Genomic DNA, 21,618 nt, shown 5'->3' on the forward strand with positions numbered 1-21,618 from the left:
TTGGCGCCTGTCGCATGAACAGCAAAACCCCACTGCCCGCGTCCTATCGCCTTGCCGTCACCTCCCGGGTGCTGGCGGCGGTGGTCGGCGGTTATCTGATGGCCTCCCTGGCCGCTATCTGCCTCGCACTGTGGCTGCCCACGACCCGCGCCGATGCGGTGATCACCGGCATGATGAGTTCGTTCGTGTTCTACCTGCTGGCAGTGCTCTGGTGTTTTGCCTGCCGCACGGCATGGCGTGCCTGGGCGGGGGTGATGCTGCCAAGCGCGCTGTTCGCCACCCTGGCGGGCATCGGTTTCTGGGTGGCGCGCACATGAAGGAAGGCTTTCGCCAAGCCATGGCCTGGCTGCACACCTGGGCGGGGCTGATCTTCGGCTGGTTGCTGTTTGCGATTTTCCTGACCGGCACCCTGGCTTATTTCAAGGACGAAATAACCCACTGGATGCAGCCCGAAGTGCAGGCCCACCCATTGGACGACGCGCGCAGCCTCGCCGTGGCGCAGCGCTATCTGCAGCAACAGGCGCCTACCGCCGCGCGCTGGTTCATCACCTTGCCCACCCGCCGCGACCCCGGCCTGTCGGTGATGTGGCAAGACAAGGTCGACCCCGGCAAGCGCGGCAATTTCACCCAGAAAATCCTCGACCCGGTCAGCGGCCAAGCGGTGCAAGCCCGTGAAAGCATGGGCGGCGAATTTTTCTACCGTTTCCACTTCCAGCTGCAAATGCCTTACCCGTGGGGCCGCTGGCTGTCGACCATCGCCGCCATGGTGATGTTCGTCGCGCTGATCACCGGCATCATCACCCACAAGAAAATCTTCAAGGACTTCTTCACCTTCCGTCCGCGCAAGGGCCAGCGTTCCTGGCTGGACGGGCACAACGCGGTGGGCGTTCTGGTGTTGCCGTTCCACCTGATGATCACCTACAGCAGCCTGGTGATTTTCATGAACATGGTGATGCCGGCGCCGATCATGGCTTCGTATGGCAACGACAGCAGTGGGTTCTTCAATGAGGTGTTCCCCAGTTCCGATAATGCGCCGGCGCTCGGCCAGCCGGGCACCTTGCTGGCATTGTGGCCGATGTACCAGCAGGCGCAGCAACAGTGGGCGGGTGGGCATGTCGGACGCTTGGCGGTGAATAATCCGAGTGACGTCAACGCCTCGGTGAATGTGTTCCGCGCCGGGTCCGACAGCGTGGTGCAGGATTTCGGCAGCAGCTTATCGTTCAGCGGCACCACGGGCGAGCTGTTGCGCGCCAGTGGCGAGCCCTCGTTGCCGGCGGTCATCGGCGGCGGTTTCTACGGTTTGCACATGGGCCATTTCGCCGGCCCGGTGCTGCGCTGGCTGTACTTTGTCTGTGGCCTGGCCGGCACCGCGATGATCGGTACCGGGCTGGTGATCTGGCTGGGCAAGCGCCAGCTCAAGCACGTCAAAACCGACGTGATGCCATTTGAGCTGCGCCTGGTGGAAGTGCTGAATGTCGCCAGCATGTCCGGCCTGGTGATCGCCATTGCACTGTTCTTCTGGGCGAACCGGTTGTTGCCGGTGAGCTTCGCCGAGCGTTCCGACTGGGAAGTGCGCGCTTTCTTTATCGCCTGGGCCCTGAGCCTGCTGCACGCGCTGTTGCGGCGCGGCCGCCCGGCTTGGGTCGAGCAATTGAGCGTGGGGGCGCTGCTGTTGGTGGCCATCCCGTTGGTCAATGCACTGACCACCTCCCACCATTTGGGCGTTTCCCTGGTGAGTGGCGACTGGGCCATGGCCGGCTTCGACCTGACGTGCCTGGCCTGCGGCCTGTTCCTGGGCTGGGCCGCCTGGAAGATGCAGCACCGTGCGGCGACGCAGTCCAAGGCGCCGCGCGCAGGTGCATTGACGTTCAAACAGGAGGCCAACTGAATGCTGCTCGCGCTGCTCATGTGCTACGCCGGGTTTACCGCGCTGTGCCTGTCGACCGAGCGTCATCACGGCGAGTTGCTGCGCAGCAAACCTTCGCCTTTACGGCGTCTGGGGTTGCGTGCGGCCGGTTGGTTGCTGCTGGCGCTGTCGCCCTGGCCGGCGGTGGGCGCCATGGGCTGGGGCCAGGGCTTGGTGGAGTGGTGCGCGGTGTTGATGCTCAGCGCCTTGCTGCTGGTGCTGCTGTTGCCGTATCGGCCACGGCTGGCGTTGAGCCTCGCGGGCGTCGGCCTGCTGGCCAGCCCGGTCGCGGCGTTCGGCCTGTTCTGAGTTGCCCATGATGATCAGCCCTGCGCCGAAACCTCAAGACCGTTCGCACCCGGACGCCGCCGGGGGGCGGGCGCATTTCCTGCAGGTGTTCCTGTCCCAGCGTTCGCAGATGGAGGCGCTGGTCAGCCGCCGTGTCGGTTGCCGCGCCACGGCGGCGGATCTGGTGCAAGACCTGTTCCTGCGCTTCTGGCGTCGCCCACTGGTGCAGGTCGAAGAGCTCAGCACCTACCTGCTGCGCTGCGCCAGCAATATCGCCATCGACCATTTGCGCAGCGAAGGCGCCCGCGTGCGCAGCAATGAAGGCTGGCTGCCGGAACAACAGGGCAACCAGGGCTGCGAACCCCAGGCGGCCCTTGAAGCGGGCAATGATTTGCGTCATGTCGAAGCTGCCTTGCGCAGTTTGCCCGAGCGCACTCGCCAGATTTTCCTGCTCAACCGCATCCACGGCCGCAAATACGCGCAAATCGCCAAGGCGATGGGCGTGTCCCAAAGTGCCGTGGAAAAACACATGATGCGTGCCCTCCAAGCCTGCAAGGCGAGCCTGGACGAACCGTCGCCCCCACGCACGCCAGGAAAAGCACCGTGAACGTCACGCCCACGCCCGCCCAGGAACAGGCCGCGCTCGCCTGGCTGAGCCTGCTGCACGACCAGCCCAGCAGTGGCGATCAAGCCAGCTTCAGCCAATGGCTGCGGGCCGACCCCGCCCATGTCCACGCCTATTCCCAGGCCCAGGTGCTGTGGGAGTTGAGCGAAGTACCGGCACGCGCCTTGGCGGACGAAGACGCGCAGGCGTTGCAGGGCTATCTCAATGCGATGAACCGTTCCACGCGCTCGCGCACCTTGCGTTGGTCTGGCGCCTTGGCCATGGCCGCCTGTGTGTTGTTGATGGTGGCGATGGGCGCCGGTTGGCAACCGTCGCGCTGGGTGGATGACTTCGGCGCCGATTACGTGACGGCGCCAGGGGAGGTGCGCACCGTCACCCTGGCTGACCAATCCCTCGTCACCCTTGATGCAGACAGCGCCATTGCCGTGGATTTCAGTCACGGCGAGCGGCATGTCCAGTTGCGCCGAGGGGCCGGGTTTTTCCAGGTTGTCCACACCGGCCAGCCGTTTATGGTCGAGGCGGGCAGCGGAGAAACGCGGGTGCTGGGCACGCAGTTCGAAGTGCGCCTGCAACCGGCGGGGGCACAGGTAACCGTGTTGTCCGGCCGGGTTGGGGTGACGCCCTCCAAACAGGCGCCGCAGCAAATTCTGACGGCAGGCCAGCAAGTAGCCTACGCCGAGGGTGTAGCCGAGCCGTTGCATGCGGTAGACAGCGAAGCACGCCTGGCCTGGCGCGATGGATGGCTTAATTACTACAAGGCGCCGCTGGCCGAGGTGATCGAGGATTTGGCCCGCTATTATCCCGGCCGCATCCTGTTGCTCAATGACGAGATGGGCGCCAGACGCGTCAGCGGCAGCTTTCCAAGCAAGGACCCGGCAGCGGTGCTGAATGCCCTGCAAGCGGTGCTGGGCTTTGAGCAGCGCACAGTGCTGGGCCGGATGATTGTGGTGCGTTAAGCCCTCACCACAAAACCAATGTGGGAGGGGGCTTGCCCCCGATTGCGGTGGGTCAGCTACCCATAGGCTGGCTGACAGACTGCTATCGGGGGCAAGCCCCCTCCCACATTTGATCTGCGGTGTTACTTCAACGCGGCCATGATCGCATCCGGGTCGTAATCGCGGATCAACGTGCCATTGACGTCGACAAACGGAATCCCGCCGCCGCCCAACGCTTCATACGCCTTGCGCGCCTGGGCGTCCTTCTCGATATCGAAGGCCTGGTAAGGAATGCCTTTCTGGTCCAGGAAACGCCGGATCTGCTTGCAGTAGCCGCACCACTCGGTGGCGTAGAGCACCACGCGCGCCGAGGCGCGTACCTGCTCCGAAACCACCTGCGAGGGGTTGAACAGCCGCTCGATCTTGCCCCAGTTCTGAATCACCACGACCACCAGCAGCACCAGCAGGACTTTCTTGAGCACGCCGCCAAGCATCAGTTACGGCGCTTGAGCTGATCGGTCAGTTGGGTCGGCAGGCCTTTGATGATCAAGGTGCCGGCGGCTTCGTCGTATTCGATCTTGTCGCCCAGCAGGTGCGCTTCAAAGCTGATGGACAAGCCTTCGGCGCGGCCGGTGAAGCGGCGGAACTGGTTGAGGGTGCGTTTGTCGGCAGGGATTTCCGGCGACAGGCCGTAGTCCTTGTTGCGGATGTGGTCGTAGAACGCCTTGGGCCGATCTTCATCGATCAAACCGGACAGTTCTTCCAGGCCCATGGGCTCGCCGAGCTTGGCCTGGCTGCTGGCGTAGTCCACCAGGGTCTTGGTTTTCTCGCGGGCCGACTCGTCCGGCAGGTCTTCGCTTTCAACGAAGTCGCTGAACGCCTTGAGCAGGGTGCGGGTTTCGCCCGGGCCGTCGACACCTTCCTGGCAGCCGATAAAGTCGCGGAAATACTCCGAGACCTTCTTGCCGTTCTTGCCTTTGATAAAGGAGATGTATTGCTTGGACTGCTTGTTGTTCTGCCACTCGGAGACGTTGATCCGCGCCGCCAGGTGCAGTTGGCCCAGGTCCAGGTGGCGCGAGGGGGTCACGTCCAGCTCGTCGGTCACCGCCACACCTTCGCTGTGGTGCAGCAGGGCGATAGCCAGGTAGTCGGTCATGCCTTGCTGGTAGTGGGCAAACAGCACATGGCCGCCAGTGGACAGGTTGGACTCTTCCATCAGCTTCTGCAGATGCTCCACCGCCGTACGGCTGAACGCGGTGAAATCCTGGCCACCGTCAAAGTAGTCCTTCAACCAGCCGCTGAACGGGTGCGCGCCGGACTCGGCATGGAAGAAACCCCAGGCCTTGCCTTGTTTGGCGTTGTAGCTCTCGTTGAGGTCGGCGAGCATGTTCTCGATGGCGGCGGATTCGGACAGCTCCGAGTCACGGGCATGCAGAACTGCGGGTGTGCCGTCGGGTTTTTTGTCGATCAGGTGGACGATGCAATGACGGATCGGCATAGGCTTCTCGGCTGGTTGAAGGGGAGCGGTGAGCCTCCCCAAAAAGTTGCCCAGTGTACCGCACCCATTGGTCAAGACGCGCCTGGAAGGGCGTTTTGGACGTTGTCCGACCGGGTATATGCCTTTTTTTCACGGTTTAGAGCGATAAAGCTGACCAAATGGGTATGTTGAGGCGGATATTTCCCCGTCTCTGTGCTAGTTTTGCCCGGTCTTACGCCAAGTCTCGGCGTTAAGCGTGCATTCAGCATTTGTCAGGTCGAACCAATCCCCGTTTCAAGCATCTATAACCCCGTTCTCCGAGGTTATAGCCGGGGTGCCAGGCCAAGAAGGTCGGGCTCGACGGCTGACACTGCACTCTGCAATCCATATGAATTTGATAGGGAAGGAACACCACAATGGCTATTACTAAAGACCAACTGATCGCCGACCTGGCTGAAGCAGTAGACGCACCGAAAACTACCGTGCGCGCTCTGCTGGACCAACTGAGCCAGGTTGTTGCTGATCAGCTGGAAAATGGCGGCGAAATCACTCTGCCAGGCGTTGGCAAACTGAAAGTGACCGAGCGTCCTGCCCGTACTGGCCGTAACCCTTCGACTGGCGCTGCCATCGAAATCGCTGCCAAGAAAGTTATCAAGCTGGTTGTGGCCAAAGGCCTGACCGACGCTGTTAACAAGTAAGACGCAGTAAAAAAACCGTGCACCGGAGCGATCCGGGCACGGTTTTTTGTTGCCTGCGGTTTTTCTGGGATGAGGGGCTAGTCGCGAACCCAGCGCTGGCGCCAGAGCTGCTGTTCGTTCTTGGTCTGGAAGGTCCAGGCGACGAACCGGCTTTGCTTCTGCCCCTGGGACATTTCCACCACCTGGCTTTCCAACACGCCGGCTTTTTTCAGCGCGGTCTCGATCGCCGGCAGGTTTGACGCTTTTGACACCAGGGTGCTGAACCACAACACCTTGTGGGCAAAGTGCGCACTTTCAGCAATCAATTGCGTGACAAAACGCGCTTCACCGCCCTCGCACCACAGCTCGGCCGATTGGCCGCCGAAGTTCAACACCGGCAACTTGCGCTTGGGATCGGCTTTGCCCAAGGCGCGCCATTTACGCTCGCTGCCCTTGGTCGCTTCATCCATCGAGGCATGGAACGGCGGGTTGCACATGGTCAGGTCAAAGCGCTCGGCAGGCTCCAGCAGGCCCAGCAGAATATGCTTGGGATTGGGTTGCAGGCGCAGCTGGATGACTTTGCTCAGGTCGTTGGACTGCACGATGGCCTTGGCGGCGGCCACGGCGATAGGATCGACCTCCGAGCCCAGGAAGTTCCAGCGGTACTCCATATAGCCAATCAGCGGATAGACGCAATTGGCGCCCATGCCGATGTCCAGCACCTTGACGATGGAACCGCGCGGAATCTTGCCGTCGTTGACGCTGGCCAGCAGGTCGGCCAGGCAGTGCACATAGTCGGCACGCCCCGGCACCGGCGGGCACAGGTAATCTGCCGGGATGTCCCAGTGCTGGATGCCATAGAAAGCCTTGAGCAGCGCCCGGTTGAACACCCGCACCGCGTCCGGGTTGGCGAAGTCGATGCTTTCCTTGCCGTAGGGGTTGATGATCACAAATTGCGCCAGTTCCGGCGTGGTCTTGATCAGCGCCGGGAAGTCGTAACGGCCGGTGTGGCGGTTGCGCGGGTGCAGGGTAGCCTCTTTGCGCGGCGCAACGGGTTTGGCCGTGGCTGCGGTTTTAGGCTTCTTGCGTGGAGGTTTTGGCGTAGTGGGGGCGGTCATGATGATTCTGGTGTTGGCTCAAAGTGGTGGGCATTGTCACACATCCTGAGCCCAACTCGTTCAAATGTGGGAGGGGGCTTGCTCCCGATGGCAGTATGTCAGTCATTTATCTGCCAGCTGACCCACCGCCATCGGGAGCAAGCCCCCTCCCACATTGACCGCATGCACAAAAAAAGAGACCCGAAGGTCTCTTTTTTTTCACACGGTTTGGCCCTTACAGGCTGGAAATCCGCGCATGTTGCTCCGCCAGCTTGCCCAAGGCCTGTTCAGCCTCGGCCAGTTTGGCGCGTTCTTTGTCGATCACTTCAGCGGGTGCCTTGTCGACGAACGCCGCGTTGGACAGTTTGCCGCCCACTCGTTGCACTTCGCCTTGCAGGCGGGCGATTTCCTTGTCGAGACGGGCCAGTTCCGCGCCCTTGTCGATCAGGCCGGCCATCGGCACCAGTACTTCCATGTCGCCGACCAACGCAGTGGCGGACAGCGGTGCTTCTGCGCCGTCGGCCAACACGGTGATTGACTCCAGTTTCGCCAGCTTCTTGAGCAGCGCATCGTTCTCGCTGAGGCGACGCAGGTCTTCGGCACTGGCGTTCTTGACGAACACGGCCAGCGGCTTGCCCGGACCGATATTCATCTCGGCGCGGATGTTGCGCGTGCCGAGCATCAGGGTCTTGAGCCATTCGATATCGCTTTCGGCGGCCTCATCGATACGTGCTTCGTTGGCCACAGGCCAAGGTTGCAGCATGATGGTCTTGCCTTCGATACCGGCCAGCGGCGCCAGGCGCTGCCAGATTTCTTCGGTTATGAACGGCATGAACGGATGCGCCAGGCGCAACGCCACTTCCAGTACGCGCACCAGGGTGCGACGGGTACCGCGCTGGCGCTCGACCGGCGCGTTTTCGTCCCACAGCACGGGCTTGGACAGTTCCAGGTACCAGTCGCAATACTGGTTCCAGATGAACTCGTACAGGGCCTGCGCGGCCAGGTCGAAACGGAACTGATCGAGTTGGCGGGTCACTTCGGCTTCGGTGCGCTGCAGCTGCGAGATGATCCAGCGGTCGGCCAGGCTCAGCTCAAAGGCTTCGCCGTTCTGGCCGCAGTCTTCGCCTTTATCCAGCACGTAGCGCGCGGCGTTCCAGATCTTGTTGCAGAAGTTGCGATAGCCTTCGACGCGGCCCATGTCGAACTTGATGTCGCGGCCGGTGGAGGCCAGCGAGCAGAAGGTGAAACGCAGGGCGTCGGTGCCGTAGCTGGCGATGCCGTCGGCGAACTCGTCGCGGGTCTGCTTTTCAATCTTCTTCGCCAGTTTCGGCTGCATCAGACCCGAGGTACGTTTCTGCACCAGGGTTTCCAGGTCGATACCGTCGATGATGTCCAATGGGTCCAGGACGTTACCCTTGGACTTGGACATCTTCTGGCCCTGGCCATCGCGCACCAGACCGTGCACATAGACGGTCTTGAACGGTACCTGCGGGGTGCCGTCTTCGTTCTTCACCAAATGCATGGTCAGCATGATCATCCGGGCAACCCAGAAGAAAATGATGTCGAAACCGGTGACCAGCACGTCGGTGGAGTGGAATTTCTTCAGGAATTCGGTCTGTTGCGGCCAACCCAGGGTGGAGAAGGTCCACAGGCCGGAGCTGAACCAGGTGTCCAGTACGTCGTTGTCCTGTTGCAGCGCGATGTCGGCGCCGAGGTTGTGCTTGGCACGCACTTCGGCTTCGTCGCGGCCCACGTAGACCTTGCCCGACTCGTCATACCAGGCCGGAATGCGGTGGCCCCACCACAACTGACGGCTGATGCACCAGTCCTGGATGTCGCGCATCCACGAGAAGTACATGTTCTCGTACTGTTTGGGCACGAACTGGATGCGACCGTCTTCAACGGCGGCAATCGCAGGCTCGGCCAGGGGTTTGGTCGACACGTACCACTGGTCGGTCAACCACGGCTCGATCACCGTGCCGGAACGGTCGCCCTTGGGCACTTTCAGGCCGTGGTCGTCCACGCTCACCAGCAAACCGGCGGCGTCGAAGGCGGCAACGATCTGCTTGCGCGCTTCAAAACGGTCGAGGCCGGCGTATTCGGCCGGGATCTTGCCGTCGATGCTCTCGTTCAGCGTACCGTCCAGGTTGAATACCTGGCAGGCCGGCAGTACGGCGGCGTTCTTGTCGAAGATATTGAGCAGCGGCAGGTTGTGGCGCTTGCCGACTTCGTAGTCGTTGAAATCGTGGGCCGGGGTGATTTTCACGCAGCCGGTGCCGAATTCAGGGTCGCAATAGTCGTCAGCGATGATCGGGATGCGGCGGCCAACCAATGGCAGCTCGACGAACTTGCCGATCAGGGCCTGGTAGCGCTCGTCGTTCGGGTTAACCGCGACAGCGGCGTCGCCGAGCATGGTTTCCGGACGGGTGGTGGCGACGATCAGGTAATCGTTGCCTTCAGCGGTCTTGGCGCCGTCAGCCAGCGGATACTTGAGGTTCCACAGGAAGCCTTTCTCGTCGTGGTTTTCCACTTCGAGGTCGGAAATCGCCGTGTGCAACTTGGTGTCCCAGTTGACCAGACGCTTGCCGCGGTAGATCAGGCCGTCTTCATGCAAGCGCACGAAGGCTTCCTTCACCGCTTCCGACAGGCCGTCGTCCATGGTGAAGCGCTCGCGGCTCCAGTCCACGGACGAACCCAGGCGACGGATCTGACGGCTGATATTGCCGCCAGACTGGTCTTTCCATTCCCAGATTTTCTCCAGGAATTTCTCGCGGCCCAGGTCGTGACGGCTTTGGCCGGTGGCTTCCAGTTGGCGTTCCACCAGCATCTGGGTGGCGATGCCGGCGTGGTCGGTGCCCGGCTGCCACAGCGTGTTACGGCCTTGCATGCGGCGGAAACGGATCAACGCATCCATGATCGCATTGTTGAAGCCATGGCCCATGTGCAGGCTGCCAGTGACGTTCGGCGGTGGGATCATGATGGTGTACGAGTCGCCCGCACCTTGTGGGGCGAAATAGTTCTCGGACTCCCAGGTGTTGTACCAGGAAGTTTCGATAGCGTGGGGCTGATAGGTCTTATCCATGCGCGGCGGGACCCTAGTTGGCATTAATTCAGGAAAGCCGGCAAGTATAACGGGGGATAGGGCGAAGGGCGAGGCGAAGACAGGCTTGAGGTGCACGCGATCCAATGTGGGAGGGGGCTTGCTCCCGATAGCGGTGGATCAGTCACAACATCACTGACTGACACTCAGCTATCGGGGGCAAGCCCCCTCCCACATTGGATCTTTGTGTGGCTTAAGACTGGTACTGGCTGAGCAAGCGTTCCATCCGCGCATCCATCCGCCGCTTGATCTCGGCTTCGATATGCGGGGCAAAATCGGCGATCACGTCTTGCATGATCATTTGCGCGGCGGCGCGCAGTTCGTTGTCCAGGTGCAGCAGCAATGCGTCGGGCGCTTTTTCTGCGGCGGGAGCGGGCGGCGCGGCCACGGGCTTGGGTGCAGCGGCCTGGTTGTCGAGCATGTCGGACAACAACGGAATCTGTACGCCGGCCTCGACCGATTCGGTCAACAGTGGCGGTTGCAGGTCATCATCACCGAGCAACTGACGGATGGACTCGAGGTCGTCCAGCAAGTGGTCGTCTTTTTTCATCGGGTTGGGCGTGTCCATCATGTACTCAAAGTCGTTGTAGCCGGTGATCCTGCAGAGAATAGCCCTGTTCGCGGTAGAAACGGAAACTCTCCCGCGCGGCCTGACGAATAGCCGGGTCCTCCACCACCACCTCCGCCACACGGGCGAATGCCTTGGCGAAGGCCGGCACTTTCAGGTCGAGGTTGACCAGCAGGTCATGGTGGTCGCCGCAACTGTCGCCCAAACCCAGCACGACTAACCCGTCGGGTTCGGATTCGGCGGGCCCGTGGGGCACGAAGCTTTCGCCCTTGAAGCGCCAGAGGCGGGCATCGAGGTCCTCGCGTTGGGCGGCATCGCTGCAATGCAGATAGATGCGATGGCCCATGCGCCAGGCTTTTTCGGTGAGCTTGCAGGCAAAGTCCAGCCGCGCCGAAGGATCGGCGCTGGGCAGGATGTAGAAATCGACTTGGGTCATTGCGGTTCCTGGGCTGCCGCCGTGAACTGTAGGAGCGAGCTTGCTCGCGAAGAACCTGAGAACAATGCGTTCATCCAGGATGAACGCGTTATCGTTGGCGCTCTTCGCGAGCAAGCTCGCTCCTACAGTTGACGGTGGTAGGCAGTGGGCAGGTGTTTAGGCCTTGGCGCGGTCCAGCAGGTACTGGGTCAGCAGGGGGACCGGACGGCCAGTTGCGCCCTTGTCCTTGCCGCCGCTGGTCCATGCAGTACCGGCGATGTCCAGGTGCGCCCAGTTGAAGTTCTTGGCGAACCGCGACAGGAAGCACGCTGCGGTGATAGTGCCGGCTTTCGGCCCGCCAATATTGGCGATGTCGGCGAACGGGCTGTCCAGCTGTTCTTGGTACTCATCGAACAGCGGCAGTTGCCAGGCGCGGTCGTCGGCGGCCTTGCCGGCGCTGAGCAATTGCTCGATCAGCTCGTCGTTATTGCCCAGCAGGCCCGATGTGTGGGCGCCCAGGGCAACCACGCAGGCACCGGTCAGGGTGGCGATGTCGATCACCGCTTGCGGCTTGAAGCGTTCGGCGTAGGTCAGCGCGTCGCACAGCACCAGGCGGCCTTCGGCGTCGGTGTTGAGGATTTCCACGGTCTGGCCGCTCATGGTCGTGACGATATCGCCTGGGCGCGCAGCACCGCCGCTCGGCATGTTCTCGGCGCAGGCCAGGATGCACACCAGGTTGATCGGCAGCTTGAGTTCCAGCACGGCGCGCAGGGTGCCGAACACGCTGGCGGCGCCGCCCATGTCGTATTTCATCTCATCCATGCCGGCGCCCGGCTTGAGGCTGATGCCGCCGGTGTCGAAGGTGATGCCCTTGCCGACCAGCGCGTACGGTTTCTCGGACTTCTTACCGCCGTTGTACTGCATCACGATCAGGCGTGGCGGCTGGTCGCTGCCCTGGCCCACGGCATAGAACGAACCCATGCCCAGGTCCTTGATCTTTTTCTCGTCCAGCACTTCGACCTTGAGGCCCTTGAATTCTTTGCCCAGCGCCTTGGCCTGTTCGCCGAGGAAGGTTGGGTGGCAGATGTTCGGCGGCAGGTTGCCCAGGTCGCGGGTGAACGACATGCCGTTGGCGATAGCCGTTGCATGAGTGACGGCGCGCTCGACTTCAGCCTGGGCGGCCTTGATGGTCAGCAGGGTGATTTTTTTCAGCGCGCGCGGTTCGGCTTTCTGGCTCTTGAACTGGTCGAAAACGTAGCCGCCGTCCACCAGGCTTTCGGCCAGCAGACGGGTCTTGCCGTAGCTGTCACGGCCTTTTACGACGATTTCATCGAGTGCCAGTGCCGCATCGCTGCCGCCCAGGCCTTTAAGGGTGGTAAGGATGGCGCTGATGATCTTGCGGAACGGACGGTCGCCCAGTTCGGCGTCCTTGCCCACACCCACCAGCAATACGCGCTCAGCCTTGAGGTTCGGCAGGCTCTGCAGCAGCAGGCTCTGGCCGACTTTGCCGGCCAGGTCGCCGCGCTTGAGCACGGCGCTGATGGCGCCGCCGCTCAGTTCATCGAGTTGCTTGGCGGCAACGCCGAGTTTGCGGCCTTCGCCGACAGCGACCACGAGGGTGGCGGTTTTCAACGTTTCGGGGCTAACGCTTTTTACAACCAATTCCATTTTCGGGTCCCTTATACGGTCGGTGAGCCTGGCATGTGTACCCAGGCTTTAAAGCGTGGCAGCCTTGTAAACCGCCAGCGACAAAGGCCGCAGTTTGAACCCCGCCGGCGGAGCCTGACAACCCTCGAAGCACGCTTTGTGTGCGCGCATGAGGTTGCGCAGTGACAGGCGCGGTCAATCACAGGATAATGCGCCATCTTTTTAGCCGGCCCGCGCAAACGGGTCGACTCGGTATGCTTGCTTGTTTGGCCGCCTTAGCCTGACAACCCTGGAGTGTCTGGTTTGATCGTCTTCCGTTATCTATCCCGCGAAGTCCTGTTGACCCTGAGTGCCGTGAGTGCGGTATTGCTGGTCATCATCATGAGTGGTCGTTTCGTCAAATTCCTTGCGCAGGCGGCCTCGGGCGCCCTGGATCCGGGCTCTTTGTTCCTGATCATGGGCTTTCGCCTGCCGGGCTTCTTGCAACTGATCCTGCCGCTCGGCCTGTTCCTTGGCATCCTGCTGGCATATGGCCGGCTATATCTCGAAAGCGAGATGACCGTGCTGTCGGCCACCGGCATGAGCCAGCAGCGCCTGCTGGCCATGACCATGGTGCCGGCCGCCGGCGTTGCCCTGTTGGTGGCTTGGTTGAGCCTGAGCCTGGCGCCTCAGGGGGCCATGCAGTTTCAGCTGTTGCTGAACAAGCAGGACGCGATGACCGAGTTCGACACCCTCGAACCCGGGCGCTTCCAGGCGCTCAACGACGGCACGCGCGTGACCTATACCGAAGAAATGACCGAAGACCGTTCCAACCTGAGCGGTGTGTTCATTTCCCAGAAAAACCTCGGCAAAGACCAGAAAGACCGGGGCATCTCGATCCTGGTGGCCGACGGAGGCCGCCAGGAAGTGCGCCCCGACGGCAGCCGCTACCTGATCCTGGACAACGGCTATCGCTACGATGGCAGCCCGGGGTTGGCCGATTACCGTGTGATCAAGTACGACACCTACGGCGTCATGCTGCCCAAGCCCGATATCAGCGACGAAGTCACCGACCGCGATGCGCTCCCGACCGCATCGCTGTTCGGTAGCCAGGAGCTGCGCTCGATCGCCGAGCTGCAATGGCGCCTGTCGCTGCCGCTGCTGGTATTCATCGTGACCTTGATGGCTGTGCCGCTGTCGCGCGTCAACCCGCGTCAGGGCCGATTCCTCAAGCTGCTGCCAGCAATCCTGTTGTATATGGCGTACCTGACCATCCTGATTTCCGCCCGTGGCTCCCTGGAGAAGGGCAAGATTCCGCCCGCCCTGGGCCTGTGGTGGGTACACGGGATTTTCCTGGTGATCGGCCTGGGGCTTCTCTACTGGGAGCCTATCCGTTTGAAAATGAAGAGCCGTCGTGGCCTGAAGGAGTTGGCTCGTGGCTAAGCTCGATCGCTACATTGGTAGCAGCGTACTGATCGCCATCCTGGCGGTATTGGGCATCATCCTGGGCCTGGCCTCGCTGTTTGCGTTCATCGACGAAGTGGGCAACGTCACCGACACCTACACGGTCACCGACGTGCTGAGCTTCGTGGCGCTGACCGCGCCGCGCCGGCTCTACGACATGATGCCGATGGCCGGCCTGATCGGCTGCCTGATCGGCCTGGGCACCCTGGCCAGCAACAGCGAATTGACCATCATGCGCGCGGCGGGCGTGTCCATCGGGCGTATCGTCTGGGCGGTGATGAAGCCAATGCTGCTGCTGATGGCGTGCAGCGTGCTGATCGGCGAATACGTCGCGCCACCGTCCGAAGCCACCGCTCAGGCCAATCGCGCCCTGGCCCAGGGTTCGGGTGATGCGCAGAGTTCCAAGCACGGCCTGTGGCATCGCCAGGGTGACCAGTTTATCCACATCAACGCCGTGCAGCCCGGCGGGTTGTTGGTCGGGGTGACGCGCTACACGTTCGACAAGGAGCGGCACATGCTGAGCTCCAGTTTCGCCAAGCGCGCGCAGTATGACGGTGAAAAATGGCAGCTGAGCGACGTCACCACCACGCTCTTCCATAACGTGGGCCAGGGCATCAAGTCCAGTACCGAAGTGGTCAATGAGCCCACCCAGGCATGGGACATCGCGCTCAAGCCGGAACTGCTCAATACCGTGATCATGGTCCCGGAAACCCTGCCGATCTCGGGGCTGTGGAGCTACATCCACTACCTCAAGGACCAGGGCCTGAACAATGGCCGCTACTGGCTGGCGTTCTGGGTCAAGGTGCTGCAGCCGGTGGTCACCGCCGCGCTGGTATTGATGGCGATCTCCTTCATCTTCGGCCCGTTGCGTTCCGTGACCCTCGGCCAGCGGGTATTCACCGGCGTGCTGGTGGGCTTCACCTTCCGCATCGCCCAGGACCTGCTGGGGCCGTCGAGCCTGGTATTCGGCTTCTCGCCGCTGTTTGCGGTGCTGGTGCCGACGTTTATCTGCGCCGTGGCCGGGTTCTGGTTGTTGCGCCGAGCCGGTTGATTGCGCGCACGCTGAATGCCCCCACTGTAGGAGCGAGCTTGCTCGCGAAAATCTGCGATACGCCGCGTTCGTCCAGGATGAGCGCATTATCGTTGGCGATCTTCGCGAGCAAGCTCGCTCCTACAATATTGAGCCCCGCGAAAACGGGGCTTTTTTGTGCTCGTCAGCAAAGATGACGTCTGGCCTGAGCATCAGGTACAATTCCCGGCTATTTTTCAGCGGGCAATCTGCCTGCAGCCTTTTTGAGTGTTGATCCGTGAGTGATTTGAGTCATATCCGCAATTTCTCCATCATCGCCCACATTGACCATGGCAAGTCGACGCTGGCCGATCGATTCATCCAGATGTGCGGCGGCCTTGCCGAGCGTGAGATGGAAGCCCAGGTCCTGGACTCCATGGACCTCGAGCGTGAACGCGGGATCACCATCAAGGCCCATAGCGTCACCCTGTACTACACCGCCAAAGACGGTATCAAGTACCAGCTGAACTTCATTGACACCCCCGGCCACGTTGACTTCACCTACGAGGTCAGCCGCTCGCTGGCGGCCTGTGAAGGTGCCTTGCTGGTGGTCGACGCCGGCCAGGGCGTCGAGGCCCAGTCCGTGGCCAACTGCTATACCGCCATCGAGCAGGGCCTGGAGGTCATGCCGGTGCTGAACAAGATCGACCTGCCCCAGGCCGATCCGGACCGCGTAAAGGAAGAAATCGAAAAAATCATCGGCATTGACGCCACCGACGCCGTCGAGTGCAGCGCCAAGACCGGCCTGGGCGTCGACGAAGTGCTCGAGCGCCTGGTCAAGACCATTCCCGCACCCACCGGTAACTACGAAGATCCGCTGCAGGCGTTGATCATCGATTCCTGGTTCGACAACTACCTGGGCGTCGTGTCCCTGGTGCGCGTGCGCCACGGCCGCGTGAAGAAGGGCGACAAGATCCTGGTCAAATCCACCGGCAAGATCCACCTGGTGGACAGCGTCGGTGTGTTCAACCCCAAGCACACCGCCACCACGGACCTGAAAGCCGGTGAAGTGGGCTTCATCATCGCCGGTATCAAGGACATTCACGGCGCGCCGGTCGGTGACACCCTGACCTTGAGTTCCACCCCCGATGTCGACGTGCTGCCGGGCTTCAAGCGCATCCAGCCGCAGGTCTACGCCGGCCTGTTCCCGGTCAGCTCCGACGACTTCGAGGACTTCCGTGAAGCCCTGCAGAAGCTGACCCTCAACGACTCGTCCCTGCAGTACACCCCGGAAAGCTCCGACGCCCTGGGCTTCGGCTTCCGGTGCGGGTTCCTGGGCATGCTGCACATGGAAATCATCCAGGAGCGCCTGGAGCGCGAGTACGACCTGGACCTGATCACCACCGCGCCAACGGTTATTTTTGAGCTGGCGCTGAAAACCGGTGAAACGATTTACGTCGACAACCCGTCCAAGCTTCCGGATCTGTCGTCCATCGAAGACATGCGCGAGCCGATCGTGCGGGCCAATATCCTGGTTCCGCAGGAGCACCTGGGCAACGTCATTACCCTGTGTATCGAAAAACGTGGCGTGCAGCACGACATGTTGTTCCTCGGTACCCAGGTGCAAGTGACCTACGATTTGCCGATGAACGAAGTGGTCCTGGACTTCTTCGACCGTCTCAAGTCCACCAGCCGCGGCTATGCTTCGCTGGATTACCATTTCGATCGTTACCAATCGGCTAATCTGGTGAAACTGGATGTGCTGATCAACGGCGACAAGGTCGATGCCCTGGCACTGATCGTGCACAAGGACAATGCGCACTACAAAGGTCGCCAGTTGACCGAGAAGATGAAAGAACTGATTCCGCGCCAGATGTTCGACGTCGCGATCCAGGCCGCCATCGGCGGGCAGATCATTGCGCGGACCTCCGTCAAGGCACTCAGAAAGAACGTACTGGCCAAATGCTACGGCGGTGACGTAAGCCGTAAGCGCAAGCTGCTTGAGAAGCAAAAGGCCGGTAAAAAACGCATGAAGCAAGTGGGCAACGTGGAAATTCCACAAGAAGCCTTCCTTGCGGTGCTCAGGTTGGATAGTTAGGTCCTATGTCACTAAATTTCCCGCTGTTGCTGGTCATCGCCGTCGCCGTTTGCGGCCTCCTGGCGTTGCTCGATCTGGTGTTCTTCGCCCCGCGTCGGCGGGCGGCTATCGCCTCCTATCAGGGCAGCGTCAGCCAGCCTGATGCGGTGGTGGTCGAGAAGCTGAACAAGGAGCCCTTGCTGGTTGAATACGGCAAGTCGTTCTTCCCGGTGTTGTTCATCGTGCTGGTGCTGCGTTCGTTTCTGGTGGAGCCGTTCCAGATCCCGTCGGGGTCGATGAAACCTACGCTGGACGTGGGCGACTTCATCCTGGTGAACAAGTTTTCCTATGGGATCCGCTTGCCGGTGATCGACAAGAAGGTCATCGAAGTCGGTGACCCGCAGCGCGGTGATGTGATGGTGTTCCGCTACCCAAGCGACCCGAACGTCAACTACATCAAGCGGGTGGTCGGCCTGCCGGGCGACGTGATCCGCTACACCAGCGACAAGCGCCTCTTCATCAACGGTGAGTCGGTGGCCGAGAAACTGCTGGGCGCCGAGCCGAACACCTTGGGCAGCGCCGAGTTGTACCAGGAAAAACTCGGTACGGTAGAGCACCAGATCCGCAAGGAAATGAGCCGCTACCGCGCAATGCCCGATGGTCAGTGGAAAGTGCCTGCCGGGCACTATTTCATGATGGGCGACAACCGCGACAACTCCAATGACAGCCGCTACTGGGACGACCCCACTATTCCCAAGGACCTGCTGGGCATGGTGCCCGACGAGAATATTGTCGGCAAAGCCTTCGCGGTCTGGATGAGTTGGCCGGAACCCAAGCTCAGCCACCTGCCGAACTTCTCGCGGGTAGGGCTGATCAAGTAATACAAGCGGCGCTGTGAACACAGCGCCGAATGCTTTTCTGGGGCTTGGACATTTTCCGCTGCCCCGCAGCACCCATCAGGATTTGAATTTGAACACTGCGTCAATCGTCGATGGCCGCCGGTGCCACCAACTAGATATGGATAAACCGTGACCGTTTCTCTCAGTCGTCTCGAGCGTCAGCTCGGCTACACCTTCAAGGACCAGGAATTGATGGTTCTTGCCCTCACACACCGCAGCTTTGCAGGGCGCAATAACGAGCGCCTGGAATTCCTCGGTGACGCCATCCTCAACTTCGCCGCCGGTGAGGCGCTCTTCGAGCGTTTTCCCCAGGCCCGTGAAGGCCAGCTTTCGCGCCTGCGTGCACGCCTTGTGAAGGGCGAGACCCTGGCCGTGCTGGCCCGAGGTTTCGGCCTGGGCGAGTACCTGCGGCTGGGCTCCGGTGAATTGAAAAGCGGCGGTTTCCGGCGCGAGTCGATCCTGGCTGATGCCCTGGAAGCATTGATCGGTGCGATCTACCTCGATGCCGGGATGGAAACGGCCAAGGAGCGCGTGGTCGCCTGGCTGGCGTCGGAAATCGAGAGCCTGACGCTGGTCGACACCAACAAAGATCCCAAGACCCGCCTGCAGGAATACCTGCAATCGCGCGGTTGCGAACTGCCACGTTACGAAGTGGTGGATATCCAGGGTGAGCCGCATTGCCGCGTGTTCTTCGTGGAATGTGAAATCACCTTACTGAACGAAAAAAGCCGAGGTCAGGGTGTGAGCCGTCGTATTGCCGAACAGGTAGCGGCCGCTGCAGCACTGATTGCCCTGGGCGTGGAGAATGGCCATGACTGATTCAACCGCAACACGCTGTGGCTATGTTGCCATCGTCGGCCGCCCGAACGTGGGCAAGTCCACGCTGCTGAACCACATCCTCGGCCAGAAGCTCGCGATCACCTCGCGCAAGCCGCAGACCACCCGCCACAACATGCTGGGCATCAAGACCGAAGGCAACGTGCAAGCGGTCTATGTGGATACCCCTGGCATGCACAAAGGCGGCGAAAAAGCGCTTAACCGCTACATGAACAAGACCGCTTCGGCGGCGTTGAAAGACGTCGACGTGGTGATCTTCGTGGTTGACCGCACCAAGTGGACCGACGAAGACCAGATGGTCCTCGAGCGTGTGCAGTACGTCACCGGCCCCTTGATCGTCGCGCTGAACAAGACCGACCGCATCGAAGACAAAGCCGAGCTGATGCCACACCTGAGCTGGCTGCAGGAACAACTGCCGAATGCCCAGATCATGCCGATCTCGGCGCAGCACGGCCACAACCTCGAAGCCCTGGAGCGCGTGATCGCCGGCTACCTGCCGGAGAACGAGCATTTCTTCCCGGAAGATCAGATCACCGACCGCAGCAGCCGCTTCCTTGCCGCCGAACTGGTGCGCGAGAAAATCATGCGCCAGATGGGCGCCGAGCTGCCGTACCAGATCACCGTTGAAATCGAAGAGTTCAAGCAGCAGGGCAAAACCCTGCACATTCATGCCTTGATCCTCGTTGAGCGTGACGGCCAGAAGAAAATCATCATTGGCGACAAGGGCGAGCGCATCAAGCGCATCGGCACCGAGGCGCGCAAGGACATGGAATTGCTGTTCGATTCCAAAATCATGCTTAACCTGTGGGTGAAGGTTAAGGGTGGCTGGTCTGATGACGAGCGTGCATTGCGCTCCCTCGGCTACGGCGACCTGTAAGCACACCGCAGGATAAAAAATGTGGGAGGGGGCTTGCTCCCGATGGCAGTCTGTCAGTCACTTATGTGTTAACTGACCCACCGCTATCGGGAGCAAGCCCCCTCCCACATTAGGTTTATGTTGTTTTCAAGATCGAGAACCCATGTCCCCAACCCCACCCCCCAGCCAGCTCGCCTACGTCCTGCACAGCCGCGCCTACCGTGAGACCAGCGCGCTGGTGGACTTCCTCACGCCTCAAGGCCGTCTGCGCGCAGTTTTGCGCAGCGCGCGGGGCAAGGCCGGTACGTTGGCGCGGCCCTTCGTGGCGCTGGACGTGGAGTTTCGTGGCAAGGGCGAGTTGAAGAACGTGGGCCGCCTGGAAAGCGTTGGCACCTCTGCCTGGCTCAATGGCGATGCGCTGTTCAGCGGGCTCTATCTCAATGAGCTGCTGATCCGCCTGTTGCCCGCCGAGGACCCGCACCCTGCGGTCTTCGATCACTACGCCGCCACCTTGCTCGCCCTCGCCGAAGGACGCCCCTTGGAGCCGCTGCTGCGCGCCTTCGAATGGCGCCTGCTGGATGACCTGGGCTACGGTTTTGAACTGCACAACGACCTGCACGGTGATCCCGTCGCCGCCGATGGCATGTATCGCCTGCAAGTGGATGCAGGCCTCGAGCGTGTGTACTTGTTGCAACCCGGTCTGTTCCAGGGCACCGAACTGCTGGCCATGAGCGAGGCGGACTGGACCGCCCCCGGCGCCTTGTCCGCCGCCAAGCGCCTGATGCGCCAGGCCCTGGCTGTGCACCTGGGCGGACGGCCGCTGGTCAGTCGCGAGTTGTTTCGAAAGCCCTGACATCCCCGTGTATGCTGTGCACCGATTCTTTCCCTTTTCAGGAGCGCTTCCGTGAGCACCAGCAATCGCATTCTTCTTGGCGTCAACATCGACCACGTCGCCACCCTGCGCCAGGCCCGGGGCACCCGTTACCCTGACCCGGTCAAGGCTGCGCTGGACGCCGAAGAAGCGGGTGCCGACGGCATCACCGTGCACCTGCGCGAAGACCGCCGCCACATCCAGGAGCGCGACGTGTTGCTGCTCAAGGACGTGCTGCAGACCCGCATGAACTTCGAAATGGGCGTCACCGAGGAAATGATGGCGTTCGCCGAGCGCATCCGCCCGGCGCACATTTGCCTGGTGCCGGAAACCCGCCAGGAACTGACCACCGAAGGCGGCCTCGACGTGGCCGGCCAGGAAGCGCGGATCAAGGCTGCCGTGGAGCGCCTGTCGAATATCGGCAGCGAAGTGTCGTTGTTCATCGACGCCGACGAGCGCCAGATCGAAGCCTCGCGCCGTGTCGGCGCGCCGGCGATCGAACTGCACACCGGCCGCTACGCCGATGCCACCACGCCGGCCGAAGTGGCCGAGGAGCTGCAACGCATCATCGACGGTGTGAACTGCGGCCTCACTGAAGGCCTGATCGTCAACGCCGGCCATGGCCTGCACTACCACAACGTCGAAGCCGTGGCCGCGATCAAGGGCATCAACGAACTGAACATCGGGCACGCGCTGGTGGCTCATGCGCTGTTCGTCGGGTTCAAAGGCGCCGTGGCCGAGATGAAGGCGCTGATCCTGGCGGCTGCCAAGCACTAAAGAACAATGCAAATCCAATGTGGGAGGGGGCTTGCTCCCGATAGCGGTGGATCAGTCAATATATGTACTGACTGACACCCTGCTATCGGGAGCAAGCCCCCTCCCACATTGGGG

The 21,618-nt window shown here is 61.5% G+C and carries 21 protein-coding genes; 14 read left to right on the top strand and 7 right to left on the bottom strand.

From position 1 onward, the window contains the following. Window positions 1-14: 14 nt before the first annotated feature. From C4J88_RS05050 to C4J88_RS05070, 5 genes are read left to right on the top strand one after another with little or no spacing between them, the layout of a single operon-like run. Entirely contained in the window at window positions 15-317 is a 303-nt protein-coding gene (locus C4J88_RS05050; protein ID WP_124406358.1) for a DUF3649 domain-containing protein, read from the top strand. After that, entirely contained in the window at window positions 314-1,888 is a 1,575-nt protein-coding gene (locus C4J88_RS05055) for a PepSY domain-containing protein (protein ID WP_124406359.1), read from the top strand. Before C4J88_RS05050 ends, C4J88_RS05055 begins: the two co-directional genes overlap by 4 nt. Next, window positions 1,889-2,215 (top strand): DUF3325 domain-containing protein, encoded by a 327-nt coding sequence (locus tag C4J88_RS05060; protein WP_124365941.1) that lies wholly within the window; start codon window positions 1,889-1,891, stop codon window positions 2,213-2,215. It begins immediately after the preceding gene. Window positions 2,216-2,222: 7 nt separating this feature from the next. Next, entirely contained in the window at window positions 2,223-2,801 is a 579-nt protein-coding gene (locus C4J88_RS05065; protein ID WP_124406360.1) for an RNA polymerase sigma factor, read from the top strand. Further along, window positions 2,798-3,775, top strand: a complete 978-nt coding sequence (locus tag C4J88_RS05070; RefSeq protein ID WP_124406361.1) for a FecR family protein — start codon at window positions 2,798-2,800, stop codon at window positions 3,773-3,775. The genes C4J88_RS05065 and C4J88_RS05070 overlap by 4 nt, the downstream gene beginning before the upstream one ends. A 122-nt stretch (window positions 3,776-3,897) precedes the next feature. Here C4J88_RS05070 and C4J88_RS05075 read toward each other — a convergent pair whose 3' ends face one another. Both C4J88_RS05075 and yejK read right to left on the bottom strand, forming a co-directional pair. Then, the gene (locus tag C4J88_RS05075; protein WP_124406362.1) at window positions 3,898-4,248 is read right to left on the bottom strand and encodes a glutaredoxin family protein; all 351 of its coding nucleotides are present in this window, start codon (window positions 4,246-4,248) and stop codon (window positions 3,898-3,900) included. Further along, complete coding sequence (gene yejK, locus C4J88_RS05080; protein ID WP_124361438.1) at window positions 4,248-5,252, bottom strand: nucleoid-associated protein YejK; 1,005 nt, start codon at window positions 5,250-5,252, stop codon at window positions 4,248-4,250. The genes C4J88_RS05075 and yejK overlap by 1 nt, the downstream gene beginning before the upstream one ends. A gap of 395 nt (window positions 5,253-5,647) precedes the next feature. Between yejK and C4J88_RS05085 the strand changes: the two genes are divergently transcribed. After that, the gene (locus C4J88_RS05085; protein WP_003188840.1) at window positions 5,648-5,929 is read left to right on the top strand and encodes an HU family DNA-binding protein; all 282 of its coding nucleotides are present in this window, start codon (window positions 5,648-5,650) and stop codon (window positions 5,927-5,929) included. 77 nt (window positions 5,930-6,006) lie between these two features. On the opposite strand, the gene rlmF is transcribed toward C4J88_RS05085, so the two are convergent. The 5 genes from rlmF to C4J88_RS05110 form a co-directional block, all read right to left on the bottom strand. After that, window positions 6,007-7,026 (bottom strand): 23S rRNA (adenine(1618)-N(6))-methyltransferase RlmF, encoded by a 1,020-nt coding sequence (gene rlmF / locus C4J88_RS05090; protein ID WP_124406363.1) that lies wholly within the window; start codon window positions 7,024-7,026, stop codon window positions 6,007-6,009. 214 nt (window positions 7,027-7,240) lie between these two features. After that, a complete protein-coding gene (locus C4J88_RS05095) occupies window positions 7,241-10,087 on the bottom strand; it encodes a valine--tRNA ligase (protein ID WP_124406364.1) in 2,847 nt (948 codons plus the stop codon). Window positions 10,088-10,298: 211 nt separating this feature from the next. Then, window positions 10,299-10,673 carry a DNA polymerase III subunit chi gene (locus C4J88_RS05100; protein ID WP_124408592.1) on the bottom strand — a complete coding sequence of 125 codons (375 nt, stop codon included), beginning with the start codon at window positions 10,671-10,673 and terminating at the stop codon, window positions 10,299-10,301. 7 nt (window positions 10,674-10,680) lie between these two features. After that, window positions 10,681-11,109 carry a DNA polymerase III subunit chi gene (locus C4J88_RS05105; RefSeq protein ID WP_124406365.1) on the bottom strand — a complete coding sequence of 143 codons (429 nt, stop codon included), beginning with the start codon at window positions 11,107-11,109 and terminating at the stop codon, window positions 10,681-10,683. A 156-nt stretch (window positions 11,110-11,265) separates the two neighbouring features. Further along, a complete protein-coding gene (locus C4J88_RS05110; protein WP_124406366.1) occupies window positions 11,266-12,756 on the bottom strand; it encodes a leucyl aminopeptidase in 1,491 nt (496 codons plus the stop codon). Window positions 12,757-13,038: 282 nt separating this feature from the next. Between C4J88_RS05110 and lptF the strand changes: the two genes are divergently transcribed. From lptF to pdxJ, 8 genes are all read left to right on the top strand, one after another. Further along, window positions 13,039-14,157, top strand: a complete 1,119-nt coding sequence (lptF, locus tag C4J88_RS05115) for an LPS export ABC transporter permease LptF (protein ID WP_124365948.1) — start codon at window positions 13,039-13,041, stop codon at window positions 14,155-14,157. Continuing rightward, entirely contained in the window at window positions 14,150-15,229 is a 1,080-nt protein-coding gene (gene lptG / locus C4J88_RS05120) for an LPS export ABC transporter permease LptG (protein WP_124365949.1), read from the top strand. Before lptF ends, lptG begins: the two co-directional genes overlap by 8 nt. Before the next feature lie 256 nt (window positions 15,230-15,485). Beyond that, entirely contained in the window at window positions 15,486-17,285 is a 1,800-nt protein-coding gene (gene lepA, locus C4J88_RS05125) for a translation elongation factor 4 (protein WP_003210439.1), read from the top strand. A 5-nt stretch (window positions 17,286-17,290) separates the two neighbouring features. Continuing rightward, entirely contained in the window at window positions 17,291-18,145 is an 855-nt protein-coding gene (lepB, locus tag C4J88_RS05130; RefSeq protein WP_124406367.1) for a signal peptidase I, read from the top strand. Window positions 18,146-18,292: 147 nt separating this feature from the next. After that, a complete protein-coding gene (gene rnc / locus C4J88_RS05135) occupies window positions 18,293-18,982 on the top strand; it encodes a ribonuclease III (RefSeq protein WP_003188856.1) in 690 nt (229 codons plus the stop codon). Beyond that, window positions 18,975-19,877 carry a GTPase Era gene (gene era / locus C4J88_RS05140; protein WP_029297473.1) on the top strand — a complete coding sequence of 301 codons (903 nt, stop codon included), beginning with the start codon at window positions 18,975-18,977 and terminating at the stop codon, window positions 19,875-19,877. The genes rnc and era overlap by 8 nt, the downstream gene beginning before the upstream one ends. Window positions 19,878-20,019: 142 nt before the next feature. Then, a complete protein-coding gene (gene recO / locus C4J88_RS05145) occupies window positions 20,020-20,709 on the top strand; it encodes a DNA repair protein RecO (protein ID WP_124361446.1) in 690 nt (229 codons plus the stop codon). A 51-nt stretch (window positions 20,710-20,760) separates the two neighbouring features. Continuing rightward, window positions 20,761-21,504 (top strand): pyridoxine 5'-phosphate synthase, encoded by a 744-nt coding sequence (gene pdxJ / locus C4J88_RS05150; protein ID WP_124406368.1) that lies wholly within the window; start codon window positions 20,761-20,763, stop codon window positions 21,502-21,504. The last annotated feature ends 114 nt before the right edge of the window (window positions 21,505-21,618 follow it).

The sequence above is a fragment of the Pseudomonas sp. R4-39-08 genome, from assembly GCF_003852275.1.
GTDB lineage: Bacteria > Pseudomonadota > Gammaproteobacteria > Pseudomonadales > Pseudomonadaceae > Aquipseudomonas.

Bases quoted from the DNA above. Each gene is read 5' to 3' on its own strand.
- lepB (WP_124406367.1), top strand. From the start codon at position 17,291: ATGTCACTAAATTTCCCGCTGTTGCTGGTCATCGCCGTCGCCGTTTGC.
- C4J88_RS05105 (WP_124406365.1), bottom strand. From the start codon at position 11,109: ATGACCCAAGTCGATTTCTACATCCTGCCCAGCGCCGATCCTTCGGCG.
- rlmF (WP_124406363.1), bottom strand. From the start codon at position 7,026: ATGACCGCCCCCACTACGCCAAAACCTCCACGCAAGAAGCCTAAAACC.
- yejK (WP_124361438.1), bottom strand. From the start codon at position 5,252: ATGCCGATCCGTCATTGCATCGTCCACCTGATCGACAAAAAACCCGAC.
- C4J88_RS05065 (WP_124406360.1), top strand. From the start codon at position 2,223: ATGATGATCAGCCCTGCGCCGAAACCTCAAGACCGTTCGCACCCGGAC.
- C4J88_RS05100 (WP_124408592.1), bottom strand. From the start codon at position 10,673: ATGGACACGCCCAACCCGATGAAAAAAGACGACCACTTGCTGGACGAC.
- C4J88_RS05060 (WP_124365941.1), top strand. From the start codon at position 1,889: ATGCTGCTCGCGCTGCTCATGTGCTACGCCGGGTTTACCGCGCTGTGC.
- C4J88_RS05055 (WP_124406359.1), top strand. From the start codon at position 314: ATGAAGGAAGGCTTTCGCCAAGCCATGGCCTGGCTGCACACCTGGGCG.
- C4J88_RS05110 (WP_124406366.1), bottom strand. From the start codon at position 12,756: ATGGAATTGGTTGTAAAAAGCGTTAGCCCCGAAACGTTGAAAACCGCC.
- C4J88_RS05050 (WP_124406358.1), top strand. From the start codon at position 15: ATGAACAGCAAAACCCCACTGCCCGCGTCCTATCGCCTTGCCGTCACC.
- recO (WP_124361446.1), top strand. From the start codon at position 20,020: ATGTCCCCAACCCCACCCCCCAGCCAGCTCGCCTACGTCCTGCACAGC.
- C4J88_RS05095 (WP_124406364.1), bottom strand. From the start codon at position 10,087: ATGGATAAGACCTATCAGCCCCACGCTATCGAAACTTCCTGGTACAAC.
- C4J88_RS05085 (WP_003188840.1), top strand. From the start codon at position 5,648: ATGGCTATTACTAAAGACCAACTGATCGCCGACCTGGCTGAAGCAGTA.
- era (WP_029297473.1), top strand. From the start codon at position 18,975: ATGACTGATTCAACCGCAACACGCTGTGGCTATGTTGCCATCGTCGGC.
- C4J88_RS05075 (WP_124406362.1), bottom strand. From the start codon at position 4,248: ATGCTTGGCGGCGTGCTCAAGAAAGTCCTGCTGGTGCTGCTGGTGGTC.